The 13,965-nt window shown below is 43.5% G+C and carries 10 protein-coding genes; 5 read left to right on the top strand and 5 right to left on the bottom strand.

Annotation, left to right across the window (positions count from 1 at the left end; genetic code table 11):
- The 5 genes from ACFGVR_RS02220 to ACFGVR_RS02200 all read right to left on the bottom strand — a co-directional run bounded on the left by ACFGVR_RS02220 (window position 1) and on the right by ACFGVR_RS02200 (window position 7,506).
- Window positions 1-2,511 carry a TonB-dependent receptor domain-containing protein gene (locus tag ACFGVR_RS02220; protein WP_448700858.1) on the bottom strand — a complete coding sequence of 837 codons (2,511 nt, stop codon included), beginning with the start codon at window positions 2,509-2,511 and terminating at the stop codon, window positions 1-3.
- 85 nt (window positions 2,512-2,596) lie between these two features.
- Window positions 2,597-3,106 carry a TlpA family protein disulfide reductase gene (locus ACFGVR_RS02215; protein WP_448700857.1) on the bottom strand — a complete coding sequence of 170 codons (510 nt, stop codon included), beginning with the start codon at window positions 3,104-3,106 and terminating at the stop codon, window positions 2,597-2,599.
- Between the two features lie 25 nt (window positions 3,107-3,131).
- Window positions 3,132-4,157: a Gfo/Idh/MocA family oxidoreductase gene (locus ACFGVR_RS02210; RefSeq protein ID WP_448700856.1), complete on the bottom strand. Its 1,026-nt coding sequence runs from the start codon at window positions 4,155-4,157 to the stop codon at window positions 3,132-3,134.
- A gap of 596 nt (window positions 4,158-4,753) precedes the next feature.
- Entirely contained in the window at window positions 4,754-6,562 is a 1,809-nt protein-coding gene (locus ACFGVR_RS02205; protein WP_448700854.1) for a hypothetical protein, read from the bottom strand.
- Window positions 6,563-6,903: 341 nt separating this feature from the next.
- The gene (locus ACFGVR_RS02200; RefSeq protein ID WP_448700853.1) at window positions 6,904-7,506 is read right to left on the bottom strand and encodes a DUF4142 domain-containing protein; all 603 of its coding nucleotides are present in this window, start codon (window positions 7,504-7,506) and stop codon (window positions 6,904-6,906) included.
- Window positions 7,507-7,681: 175 nt separating this feature from the next.
- Here ACFGVR_RS02200 and gcvH point away from each other — a divergent pair, with 175 nt between their 5' ends.
- The 5 genes from gcvH (at window position 7,682) to feoB (ending at window position 13,964) form a co-directional block, all read left to right on the top strand.
- On the top strand, window positions 7,682-8,062 hold the full coding sequence (gcvH, locus tag ACFGVR_RS02195) for a glycine cleavage system protein GcvH (RefSeq protein WP_448700852.1): 381 nt from the start codon (window positions 7,682-7,684) through the stop codon (window positions 8,060-8,062).
- Window positions 8,062-8,460 (top strand): VanZ family protein, encoded by a 399-nt coding sequence (locus ACFGVR_RS02190; RefSeq protein ID WP_448700851.1) that lies wholly within the window; start codon window positions 8,062-8,064, stop codon window positions 8,458-8,460. Before gcvH ends, ACFGVR_RS02190 begins: the two co-directional genes overlap by 1 nt.
- A 234-nt stretch (window positions 8,461-8,694) precedes the next feature.
- Window positions 8,695-11,532: an outer membrane beta-barrel protein gene (locus ACFGVR_RS02185; RefSeq protein ID WP_448700849.1), complete on the top strand. Its 2,838-nt coding sequence runs from the start codon at window positions 8,695-8,697 to the stop codon at window positions 11,530-11,532.
- A 78-nt stretch (window positions 11,533-11,610) separates the two neighbouring features.
- Window positions 11,611-11,826 carry a FeoA family protein gene (locus ACFGVR_RS02180; RefSeq protein ID WP_448700847.1) on the top strand — a complete coding sequence of 72 codons (216 nt, stop codon included), beginning with the start codon at window positions 11,611-11,613 and terminating at the stop codon, window positions 11,824-11,826.
- Window positions 11,827-11,843: 17 nt separating this feature from the next.
- On the top strand, window positions 11,844-13,964 hold the full coding sequence (gene feoB, locus ACFGVR_RS02175; RefSeq protein ID WP_448700845.1) for a ferrous iron transport protein B: 2,121 nt from the start codon (window positions 11,844-11,846) through the stop codon (window positions 13,962-13,964).
- Window position 13,965: the final 1 nt, after the last annotated feature.

Here is a 13,965-nt window from a genome sequence, read left to right as displayed (position 1 = left end):
TTATTGAGGGCCACCGCCTCCACCGTCGTCAGGTGGATTGTTGCCGTCTGGCTGTTTGTCTTTTTTATCCTTGCCTTTACCCGGCGAATCACCGCCACGGCCAAAGCGGTATGACAATGTCATCAAAAACATGCGGCTCTGAAAACGGCGATCTACGTTGTTATGATATACGCCATCATCGGTTGTAAAACCAAATTTACGCGTGTCAAACAGGTCGCGCCCATTGAGGCTCAGACTTGCCTTATGCTTGTAAAAATCATACTTCAATGCGGCATCCAGGCCCGAGTTTGCCTTGCTGCGGCCTTGCGCAATTGCCTGGGGCGCCTGGTAATCGCCGCGAAGCTGTAAGCTCAGGCTGTAGGGCAGGGTAAGGTTGGTGGTTAAGTTACCGTTCCATGCAAAGCCGTTATTATCGGGTATACCCAGGGCCGAACTGCCTTTTACCGTGTTTTGGTATAAGTTAAGGTTGGCAGTAATGTTCCACTTATTGGTGATATCTGTACGGGCAATAAACTCAAAACCTGCTGTGGTGCCATAACTAAAATTGGCAAATTTGGTGATGGTTATGCCCGTGGTATCATACGGTACCCGGATAAACTGTACAATATCGTTTGTGCGGCGATAATATACCGATGAGGTCAGCGTAGTCGATTTCCAGTATTTGGCATAGCTTAGTTCGAACGAGTGTACATCCTCCGGTTTCAGATCGGCATTACCAATGCGGTAAGCCAGCGGGTCGCTTTTGTCTAAAAACGGAATGATCTCTCTGTCGCGCGGGCGGTTGATACGGCGCGTATAGCTCAGTTGCAAAGTTTGCGTTTCGCTCAACTTCTCCGAAAGGAAGATACTCGGGTAAACCCTGAAATAGTTTTGCACGTGCGATGTATCAAAATTTACCAGGTTGGTGTTGATGATGGTTTTTTCAAACCGTGCACCGGCCTGTAACCCAAACTTACCAAACTGCTGCTGGTAGTTGCCATAAACAGCGTGCACCTTTTCGTCGTAAATAAAGCGGGTAGATATGCTTGGATCTAAAACAAACTGGTTAGTAGCAAAATCAATCGTGTCGGCCACAAAGTTATTATCGGCGCGGCTCAGCGTGGTGCGGTAGCCCAATTCAAGCTTGCCATTTTTGCCTATAGGGTCGGTATAATCAACCTGCAGGTTCCAGTTACGCTCATTACCCAAATTGGTATTAAACTGCTTTGATGGTGGTGTGCTAACCAAATAGTAATTGGTATTCAGGTTATCCACATTGTTTTCGTTCCCCTTGGCTAAGCCGAAATTAGCGGTAAGCTCTTCTTTGGGCTTTTTAAATTTCTGCGAAAAATCTACGTTAAAATCATGGTTGTTGCCATGGTTATTGCTATGGTTATCAGTTGTATATTGCTCAACTAAAGCTTGTGCTATATTAAGCCCGTTGGTGGTGCTGTTTTGTATGCGGCGGTTATCGCGGATGTTGATATTACTCGAAAAGCTTACCGTGGTTTTATTCGTCAGGTTGTAATCAATGCCGGCTTTGATCTGGTTGCCATTATTGCCACCTGTATTGAGCTGGTTTTGATTGTATTGAAACGGTGTTGTCAAATCGGCTGGTACAATATCGCGGGTTCGATAGCTGTAGCCTGCTGCCGAACGGTTGTTTTGCCGATGACTGTAATTGCCATAAATATTGATCTTTTTGTGCTGGTACGCCAGGCTGATGTTACTGTTAAAAGCATTTAGCGTACCCAGGCTTGCCGAAGCACTGCCGGTAAAACCTAACGATTTGTTCTTTTTAAGCACGATATTGATAATGCCCGATTGCCCCTCCGGATCGTACTTTGAAGATGGATTGGTGATCAGTTCAATAGTTTCGATAGCGCTTGCCGGGATAGATTGCAGGATATCGGTAACCGTACCGCCGGCTATCAACGAGGGCTTACCGTCGATCAGGATCCGGACATTGCTCGACCCGCGCAGGTTTACATTTCCGTCCACATCCACCTGTACCGATGGTACATTGGCCAGCAGATCAGTAGCCGATCCGCCCTCGCTCACCAGGCTCTGGTCAACCGTGAATACCTTACGGTCGATACCCAATTGGATGCTGCTTTTTTTCGATCGTACACTAACCTCATTAAGCAGGGCAGCCTTACCGGCATGCATTTTTAAAACACCAAAGTTTACGGTTTTATGGTTAGCGTTTACCGCGATGCTATCCTTAATAACAGTTGCATAACCAACAAAAGTAATGCGCAGTAAATACCGGCCGTAAGCCACATTATCCAGCTTAAAGCCACCCTGTATATCGGTTTGTATGGCTTTGGCTATCTGGTTATCGGCTTTTTTGATCAATGCTACCGTAGCGAAGGCTACAGGTTCGGCGTTGGTGCCGTCAATAACCTTACCGCTGATGTGGCCATCGGCAGGTGAGGTTGGTTTGGAGGCTGCGGTTTGCTGTGCTTTTGCAGCGAAAATAAATAATGTAAACAGTAAAGTAACGGTCAGTTTAGGCCTTAAAAAAATCATGCGGCAAAAATCTGTTTTTTACAAATTCATTACCTCATAAGCTCTGTAACTTTGTTGCTAAACGAATAAAATTTTTACATCAACGTTATCCTTTTTTGATCGTTGCCTCCAGATCGTCCATTTTAGGTATCTTTTCAAAACCTTTTACCAGCTTGCCGTTTTTGCCATAAACAGCTATGTATGGCGTGTTTTTAACATTATAATAACGCAATACCGTATAGGTTGTGCCTTCGGTACCCATCATAATGTTTGGATATTTGGCCAGCTCATAATTGATGTAAAAAAGCTTCATGTTCAATACCGCGGTAAACGTAACCATCACGATCTGGGTATTGCGAAGGGTGTTTATGCCTTTCTTTTTCTCGCCGTCCATTTCGCTTTTCAGCTCTTCGGTAAAATGCTGGCAATGGGTACAATCGGGCGCAAAGTAAACGATCATTACCGGTTTGCCTTTTTTTAAATTGGCAGGAGTAATAAAGGCGCTATCCTTACTCAAAATTTTAAATGGAGGAATATTGGTAATATTGGCCGTGTTTTGAGCTTTTAAGGTAGTAAGGCCAAAAACTAAAGTGAGCAATAATAAAATGCGTTTCATTGAGGGATGTTTTGTTTTTGATGTATCAGGAAGATTGACCTTCCAATAACTCCATTTGTGCTAAAATATTTTCTTTGGTAACAGGGTAGGGCTTATTATTTACTATGCTTTGATAAACAGCCTCAAATAATCCCATGTAATCCCCTTTTAATGATGGTACAATTTCGGTATGCTTCGTTCCATCATCGGCAAAGGTAACTAATTTGCCTTCTGTTCCTGCAGGTTCAATGCCATAAGCAGCATCGGTAGGCAGCATGTTTTTGTCCAGTTGTGCTTCTTGCACGTCAACCCTGTCCTTTATATAACTGCCCAATGTGCCATGCACTGTAAAAGCGGGCATTGGCTGGGCGGTTAGCAAACTGCTTGCCACCAGTACGTTTAACTGGTCGGGGTAACTTAACTGGAAGAAAAAATAATCGTCTACCAACGAATGCTCCCGGTTTTTGCCGGTTACCTTGGTAAAACGCAGTGGCTTGCCAAACAGGCTGATCACCTGGTCGAGCACGTGCGGCCCCAGGTCATATACCAGGCCGTTGGCCCTTGCTCCGCCGGCCTCTTTAAATGCTTTCGGACTTAACTTGGGGTTATACCTGTCAAACCGTAAGGTAACCTCTATCAGTTTACCCAGCTTGCCGCTTTCAATAACCTGTTTTACCGATTGGAAATCGCTGTCCCAGCGGCGGTTCTGGTAAATAAATACCTGTTTGTTTTGCGCGTGGGCAATGGCAAACAACTCTTTAACCTCGGTAGCTGTTGCCGCGGCCGGTTTTTCTATCAATACATGTTTGCCCGCCTGTAGGGCACGTTTGGCAAGTTCGTAATGTGTTTCGCCAGGTGTGTTTACCGCGATGAGTTCTATCTCGGTATCATTCAATAGCTCCTCTATGCTATCATAACTGATAATATCCGGATAACGTTCAGCAGCAGCTTTACGGCTCCTTTCGGTAACGGCTTTGAGTTTAAAGCCCGGGTGCGCTGATAAAAACGGTGCCTGGAATATCCTGCCCGACATACCGTACGACATAATGCCTGCAACTATAGGTTTTGACATACACAAGTATAGATATTTAGATGCAAGAATTAAGGATCAGCAGCCAAGAATTTACAGGGGGGAAATTGTAAGAATTTTTTCGATCTCCTTTCCCATTCAATCATTCAAAACTCAATCATTCAATCATTATCTCAAGGGGGAAATTGTAAGAAATTTTCGATCTCCTTTTTATTTCAATCATTCAAAACTCAATCATTCAATCATTATCTCAAGAGGGGGAAATTGTAAGAAATTTTTCGATCCCTTTTTTATTTCAATCATTCAAAACTCAATCATTCAATCATTATCTCAAGGGGGGAAATTGTAAGAAATTTTTCGATCTCCTTTTCCATTCAATCATTCAAAACTCAATCCTTCAATCATTAACAGGAGGGGGGAAATTGTAAGAAATTTTTCGGCTTTTCCATACTTTCCTGGCCAATTTACTTAATAACCCAATAACCAATAATTCAATAACCAAACAGCCTCGCGCTCCATCCAATATACGCATAAATACTCATTTTTACAACTAAAAATACCCTTTTTAAGGCCATAGGGCAAACAAAAAACCCTTCAGAGATCTCCGAAGGGTTTCATTATTAATATAAGGTCAGTAATTATTTTTTCTTTTTATTTAACGAATCGTGCAAAGTGTATAATGGTTCCAGATGGTTAAATATATGGCTTATGGCCCTTGGAGCAAACGAAGCCGGACTATCTGAATGGCAGGTAAAGCATGAGAACTGGGTCGACTGGAAATAAGTTTCCATAGTGGTATTGGCCAGTACGCTCGTGCCTATGGTAGTGCCGCTAGCGGGCGGGTTAACCGGGTTTTGGTCATAGCCGGCGCCGGTAGGTGCGCTGCCTTTAAACGTCCAGATAGCGCCTACAAAAAGATAATGTTTCCTTACATCGTTTCCCGGCAATAAGTTCCGGATGGTATTATTGATCGAAATAATTTCGCTGTTTGATGCTGCCGAACTTTTATCTTCCTGGTTGGTAGGCTGTCCCCACGCGCTGCCCCATGGCAATGTCTGCAGGGTATTGCTTGGGCTTACACTATTGCCTGTGGTAGCTATAATGTTATCCGTAGCAGCGCCCGTTGCCGTAGTATCCGTCATGTGCGAATTATTGTAGGTGCTGATGGTGGTATCTTTATTGTTGCTGAATAACCACCCGGTACCGCTATCTTGCGGAACAGTTTTTACAGTTTTGGCTGCAGTCGAATCAATGTACTGGTACTTGGCATTCGGCGTATTGCTTTCGTGCTCAAACGTGGCCCATACCATTTCGGGGTGGCCTGCCACGCTGCCTACAATGTGTATCCCAACCAAAGCCATTTTTGCCTTTTTCTCACCGTTGGGTTTCCAGTTTGTACTGTCAGACATGTCATAGGTAGGGATGATGGCGTTAACGGTTACATAATCCTCCGGGTTAGGTAACGTGCTTGCTTCCACCCATGATGATTTGATCTCGATAGCCAAGGCATTCGAATCGGGCAGTACAACATGATTTTTACGTGCCAGTGCACAAATAGCATCACGTGCTGCTGCCGTTGTAGGGAAACTGTTGCTGTCAATGGTTGGGTTATGATTGTGAACGCCTGTCATGTAGTAAGCGTAAACATCGTTTACCAAACTAAGATAATACACCAGCGATTTTCCCTGCGACATCAGGATATCATCCGTTGCCTGTGCCTGTTCGGCCTGTACCTGTTTGCCGGTGCCATCTAAAAACACAAAGGCCTTACCAATTTTAACACGCTGTACAATAAACTTCGCGTTGATCTTGTGCTGGATAATGCCCATCGGATGTACTATGGCTTTCCCCGTTTTATCCAATAGCTGGGCCGGGCCATTAGCATTGGCTTTTATCTGGGCCACTTCAACCTGTTTGCCGGTTGCATCTTTTACCACCGGTTTAGCTTCTTCTATCTCAAACAGCTTGCCGGTTTTATCCATAAATGCAGGCAGCCTGTTAGGGCCAAGTTTACGGATATGCCCCGCCATACGGAATAAGCTATCGGGCGTATGCGGGGTAAGCGTACGTTTTTTAGTAACCGGGTCGGGTGGCGAAACATTATAGAAAAGAGGCGCCTCCAATATTATTTTACCTCCTGCGGTCGGTACGTTATCCGGCGAGGTGATCCACAAAAACATTTGTTCAGACCAGCGGTAAAAATCACAATTGTTATTAGGTGTAAATGTTACGCTGTTGGCCGGTAATACAAAGCCGCCGGCTTTTGCCGTATCATTTTTAAACCAGCTGTTAAAAGTATCTTTACTTACCACGCACGATTTGCACACATCCTGTGGAAGTGCAACTTTGCTTACTGTGGAGGTTGCAGGTGCAGGCTTGGGCGAACACCCCCATAATACCACACCGAGCAGGCTAACGCCGGCCGCAATTTTAAATAGGTTTTTCATTTGTGTTGACTGTGAAAATTTAGGTTAATAAATAAGTATGATAAAATGATTGTTGTATATCCAATAACAGGTGTTTGGCAAATCAGTATATCCTCATTCACAAATGCTTTCTGATATAAAATTAAATATTTATATGATATAATGTATTAGTATTTAATAATTATTTATTAAATGCGGGCAAAATGGGCAAAGCGGTGGTAATAGGTGTTTTGTATTTTTATGTAATAGGTTGTTTTGTAATGTTTTGTTGAGCTGTGGATATTTAACACGGATAAAAGCAAAAAGCCGGATAGTTACATAACTACCCGGCTTTTAATAACATTTTAATATTATAAAACGCCTTACTTTTTCATGTTTTTATCAATAGCGTTAATTTTTGCCAGATGTGCCTGTACGGTAGGTAATACTTTAGCTGCGAAAGCCTCAAGGTCAGGGTCCTTACCATTTTTACTTTCATCTTTCATCAATTTTTCTGTTGATTTGTGGCCATCTATCATCGCGCTTACATAAGCTTTGTCAAAATCGGCGCCTGTTTTTTTGTTCAGGTCATCATAAGCTTTTTGCTTATCAGCACTAACAACAAGCGGTAGTGCAATATTTTTACTTTTCGCCAATGCTTTTAGCTCATCGTTAGCTTTACTATGGTCGGTAACCATCATACCGCCAAACTCTTTAATTTGGGCATTGCTGCTTTTTTCCTGCGCCAGTTTACCCAGCATTACTTCGGCCATGCCACCGTCGGCAGCATTTACGGCAAATTTAGCATCATCAGCATTAGTGGTCATCACGGTTGATGTGGTGTCTTTTTTTACCGAATCCATTTTAGTGGTATCGTGCGCATTGTTCATGCTGTCGGCAGCCGATTTACTGTCGGTGTTGCTGTGGCAGGCCTGCATACAAAACACAGCTGCTGCAGCGATCATTACAAAACTTAACTTTTTCATATAGGTAGATTTTTTTATGGGTTTGTTAATCGATAAACAAAAAAATATACTTATAGTTTTATTTTATCGTTAATAATGCTTGCGATGTTTAGTAAACCCTGTACTTTAAATATAATGTGCCCCCTATTGCCGTAACTTAAAGTTTTGCTATTTTTGATGGTATAAAATTATTGACATGAATTTTCCGGCTGAGTTAAAGTATACTAAAGATCATGAGTGGGTTAGCGTTGAAGGAAACGTTATAACGGTAGGAATAACCGATTTTGCCCAGGGCGAGTTAGGCGATATTGTTTACATTGAGGTAAATAATGTAGGCGATGAGGTTGCACGTGAGGCTGTGTTTGGCACCATTGAAGCAGTAAAAACGGTTTCGGATCTGTTTATGCCTGTTACCGGTGTTGTAATCCAACTTAACCCGGTATTAAACGCGCAACCTGAGTTGGTTAATACCGACCCTTACGGACAGGGCTGGATAATAAAAGCAGAAGTGATCGATCCGGCACAATTGGATACCCTGCTTACTGCCGACCAATATAAAAAACTGATCGGGGTATAATGCGATATATCTTTAAATACCAGGGCCCTACATTATTTTGGGCCTTGTTTATTTTTATACTGTGTAATATTAAAATGGGGGGAGTTAGCCACTCGCCTTTATTTTTTGCAGGTTTTGACAAACTGGTGCATTGCGGGCTGTTTTTTGTATTGGCAGCGCTAATGAGCAGCGGAATAGTTAGGGCCAATACCAGGCATAACCTAACTGCCTTACAACAGTTTTTAAGTTTTTTGATCCCCGTAGTATTTGGTGGGATAATTGAACTTTTACAATTCTATATATTTACCTGGCGTAGCGGCGAATGGGATGATCTGTTTGCTGATACAGTAGGTGCCGGTATGGCAATGTTTTGTGTAATATTAACCATGTGGTCGCAGAAGTATGAAAAACAAAGTTAAATACCTTTTAATAGCAGGCTTACTCAGTGCTGTGTTAAGCTCGTGCGGCCTTTTTCATAAAAGTTGTAACTGCCCTCATTTTAGCAAGGCCCCAACACCATCAGCTAAAACTCCTATTGTGTAACCGCAATATTTCAGTTTACTTTTCATAAAACTAAGTTGTTAGTTTAATTTTAGTCGTGTGCAACATTGTATCTTTTGCTGCGTCTTTTAGCAAACTATCTATTTATTTTTATGGCCAAACCTTACCTGTTACGTACTCATCTTCTATTAATTTTTATTGCCTTTACGGCGATGTCTGCCTTTGCACAATTAAAGCATGGTACAATTAAGGCCCGTTTAATTGACGCCACCACCAAACAACCTGTCGAACTGGCTAACGTATCCATCGCCATCGTTAAAGATTCGACCATTATACGCAATGCCTTAACCGATAAAACCGGTATAGTTGAGTTTACGGGCCTGGCCCTAGGCAGCTACCGCCTCAACGTTTATCAAATGGGGCTTAAACCCATAAAGCTACCCTTTACCCTAAATACAGCGACGCCCTATGCCCAGTTAGGCGATATTATGATGGAGCCCAGTGTGCACAATCTTAAGGAGGTAAGCATTAACGAAGAAAAAGCGCCGGTAACCATTAAAAAAGATACTGTTGAGTTTAATGCCTCATCGTACAAAACACAAAAAAACGATAACGTTGAAGAGCTGCTGAAAAAACTGCCCGGTGTTGATGTAGATAAGGATGGTAAAATTACCTCGCAGGGCAAAGAGGTAAACAAAGTATTGGTTGATGGCAAGGAATTTTTTGGCAACGACCCCAAAGCTGTAACCAAAAACCTGCCTGCCGATGCCATAGCTAAAGTGCAGGTGATAGACGATAAAACCGAGAGTGCAAAAAAAACCGGCATTGACGATGGTACACGCGAAAAAGTGATCAATGTTACACTAAAGGAGGATAAAAAGCACGGCTGGTTTGGTAATATGTCTTTAGCCGGCGGATCTGAAGACCGTTACCTGGCGCAGTTTAACATGAACGATTTCGATAAAAAGAAACAGATCGCTTTCCTGTCGTTGAGCAACAATATTAACGAGGTAGGTTTTTCTTACGAAGATCTGAACAACTTTGCCGGGGGTAACGTTTTTAACACTTTTGGCTCGTCGGACGGTTCAGTGAGCATTAACATCAATTCAAACGGCCGTGCCGACATCAATGGCGCATTTAGCGGAGTTAGCGGCGGGTTGATCACCAGTCATACAGCAGGTGTAAATTATACCGACGAGTTTGGAAAAACCGGGCAATTAAAATTCAATACTAACTTTTTAACGGTGATATCGCGTAATACGGTCAACCGCTCATCCGATCTGCAGGATATCCCGAACAGCTTGTTCACCACGCAGTTAAACGACGGCAATAATACCAGCAGCAGTTATCGCCTCAGTATGAATTTTGATTACAAAATTGATAGTTTAAACAGCATCGGCTTTAAGCCTAATGCATCAATGACTTATAAAAAGAATTACTCGGCCTCAACATCCGGAACGTTAAATCAACTGGCCGACAGCGTAAACAGCATCCGCCAGATGCTGGACCAAAGCTCACATAGCCCTGCTGTTGGCGGGCAGTTTTCAGTGAACCACCGTTTTCATAATGGCCGTGGTTCGTTAAACTTTTTTACCAATGGCAATTATTCGGCAAACAATGCTGATTATAATAACCAGGCGCTCACCCGTTTTTACATAGGCGGGGCCGCCAACAGCAATGTCAACCAGCAAGCTTCGCAGGATAATGATGCCAGTTTTATTACCGGTACGGCATCATTTGTACGGCAGCTTAACCGGGCAAAAAAAATAAATCTCAACATCAGCCAGTCTTTTGATGTCCGTAAGCAAGATGCCAATCAGTACACAGTTGATTATAATGCGGTTACCGGACTGTATGAGGTGCTCAATCCGTTATACAGCGGTAATTCAGATAACCGTAACCATCGTTATGCAACATCCGCAGGCATAAGCAAAAGCAGCGATGAGTTGAATTTTGGTATTACCGCCACACTTGCCGAACTTGGCCTGCATGGCACATCATTTAGCAACAACCTGCTTAATGATGTAAGCCGCGATACCTGGGCACTGGTGCCCAGTGCATACTTTAACTATCGCAAAAAAAACGGGCCATCTATCTATTTTAACGTAAGCAGCAACGTGCAGTTACCATCAGCTACCGATCTGCAAACGGTATTTAATAACACAAATCCGCTTTATATAAGGCAGGGTAATGCCGATCTGCAGCAATCACGGTCACTTAATGGCAGCTTTAATTACAACATCTTTGATACCAAAAACAACAGCTATACTAACTTTTACGCCAATTTTAACACCATTTGGAACGGTTTTGCAACAACCAGTACCATTAACAACGGCATCACTACCTCAAAACCAATAAATGTTGATGGTAATTATAACGTAAACGTTGGTTTTAATTTTAGTAAACCAACAAAAGTTAAGGGCCTGCGATATAGCCTGGGCTCGTACGGATCAGTAAACCGCAATATTAACTTTATAGGCGGTAACCGTAACGAAGTGGTGCGATTAACCCCCAATGCAAACATAGGCAGCAATTTCGACAGGGATAAATTTCAGTTTGGTTTGCGTTTGGGTGGTGGCTACAGTAATGCCAGCAATTCATACCAGCACCTTGCCGATCAGCATTATTTTACCGTTAACAACAATTTAACTGCCAGTGTGCTGCCGGTTAAAAGCTGGCGTATATTTACTAACATTAACCAAAACCTGTATCGCGGGCAACAGGCAGGGGCAAACATATCCTACTATTTATGGAACGCCGGCGCCGAGCATTATTTTTTTAAAGATCAAACCTTAACGCTTTCGTTCAACGCGTTCGATCTGCTTAACCAAAACTCGGGTATACAACGTTCCATCAGCACCAGTGGCGTTATACAAAATATGCAAACCAATACCCTCGGCCAATATTTTTATCTCAAACTAACCTACAAGATCAATAAGGTGGGTGGAAAAACCAATGCCCAGGGCTCGCCCATAATCATTATGCGGTAATAATTTAATACAAGGTATTGCTTATTTGGATTTGTTTTAAATAAGCAATACATTTGTTGTGTTATACCAAACAACAAAATGAGGCTATCACAACTTAAAGTAGGCGAAAAAGGAACCGTTAAAGAATTTACAGATCTGGAAATGTCGGTTAAATTGATGGAAATGGGTTGTTTACCCGGCGAAGAGATTAAAGTTGAACGTATAGCCCCCATGGGCGACCCGATTGCGGTTAATGTTGCCGGGTACCAGTTAAGCCTGCGTAAACGCGAAGCCTCAACCATTGTTTTGCAGTAGTGTTTTAGATCAATAAGGTGAAGGCTGACATCAGAGTTGCACTTGTAGGTAATCCCAATACCGGTAAATCAACGCTTTTTAACGTACTTACAGGCCTTAACCAAAAAATAGGAAATTTTCCGGGTGTTACAGTTGATAAAAAAGTAGGCTATAGCACCCTGCCCGATGGCCGTACAGCCGAAATTATCGACCTGCCCGGTACTTACAGTCTTTATCCCAAAAGCCGCGACGAATCTATTGTGTTTTCGGTACTGGCCGACAGGAGCAATAATTTGAGTCCCGACCTGGTTGTAGTGATATTGGACGCCACCAACCTGAAACGCAATTTATTGCTCTATACCCAGGTTGCCGATCTGAAGATCCCCGTGATTGTGGCGCTCAATATGATGGATATGGCTAAAAAAGCCGATATCGAAATTAACGTTGACGCCTTTGCCGCCAAGCTTGGCGTACCGGTTGTACCTATTTCGGCCCGTAAAAATGAAGGGATCGATAAGCTTAAGCAAGCCGTTTGCTTTGCCAACAAAATAGCTTTACAGCAGGATAGCATCGATGTTGAAGTAATAGCGCCGCAATTGATTAGTCGCATTAAGCAGGATATCAATATCGATAACAGCTACTTTGCGCTGCAGCTGGCCCACCAACACGAAACCCTGGCTTTTTTAACCAAAGAGCAAAGCGCGCACATCGAAGAACTGGAAAAAGAATATTCATTCCATTCGCAAAAAGCACAGGGCGCCGAAACCATTGCCCGCTATAATTTTATAAACGATCTGCTTTACGATACCGTTACCCAAAAGATAACTGCCGAAGATGAAACGCTAAGCAACCGGATAGATAAGGTGCTAACGCATAAAATATTTGGCTTTGTTATATTTTTAGGCATCCTGCTATTTATGTTCCAGTCTATTTTTGCCTGGTCAAAATACCCGATGGAGCTGATATCCGACGGTTTTGTGCTGGCACAAGACTGGCTGCACCATCACCTGCCCGCCGGTCCGCTCACCAATTTACTGGTTGACGGTGTGATTGCCGGGCTAAGCGGCGTAATGGTATTCATCCCGCAGATAGCTATTCTGTTTTCCCTGATCTCGATACTGGAAGACACCGGGTACATGAGCCGTGTTACCTTTATGATGGACAAGATCATGCGCAAGGTGGGCCTGAACGGTAAATCGGTAGTGCCGCTTATTGGCGGTTTTGCCTGTGCCGTGCCCTCTATTATGAGTACCCGCACCATCGAAAACTGGAAGGATCGCATGATCACCATTATGGTTACACCGCTGGTAACCTGCTCCGCACGTTTGCCGGTTTATACCTTGCTGATATCGCTGGTAGTGCCCAACAAAAATGTTTGGTGGATATTCAATATGCAGGGTTTGGCCCTTACGGGGATGTACCTGTTCAGCCTGGTATCGGCGGTATTAGTGGCCTGGGTAATGAAATACATTTTACGCTCGCGCGAACGTGGTTATTTCATTATGGAACTGCCCGTATATCGTATGCCGCGATGGAACAACGTACTCCATACCATGTACGACCGATCAAAAACCTTTGTGATACAGGCGGGTAAAGTGATCATTGCTGTATCGGTTATCCTGTGGGTATTGGCATCGTACGGCCCGGGTAAGCGCATGGATAACATCGATCAAAAATATAAACAACCACAATTTGCCGCCCTGCAAAAAACCGCGCCCGATAGCGTTAGCCGGATGATCGCTTCCGACAAGCTCGAAAACTCTTACGCCGGTATGCTGGGCCATGTTATTGAGCCTGTTATCAAGCCGCTGGGTTTCGATTGGAAAATAGGTATAGCGCTCATTACCTCATTTGCCGCCCGCGAGGTATTTGTAGGCACCATGGCAACTATTTACAGTGTTGACGGTGATGCCGAAAAGCTCGAGTCGGTGCAGCAAAAAATGCATAGCGCTAAAAATACCCAAACGGGCCAGCCCGTATTTACCCTGGCCGTGGCTATGAGTTTAATGATGTTCTACGCTTTCGCCATGCAGTGCGCCAGTACCGTGGCCGTAGTTTACCGCGAAACTAAGGATTGGCGCTGGCCGGCAGCCCAATTTGCCTACATGACGGTATTAGCCTACCTGGTAAGTTTTATTACTTATCACATCCTTAAATAAT

The organism is Mucilaginibacter aureus (assembly GCF_053514885.1).
This window is presented reverse-complemented; position numbering and strand designations above follow the sequence as displayed.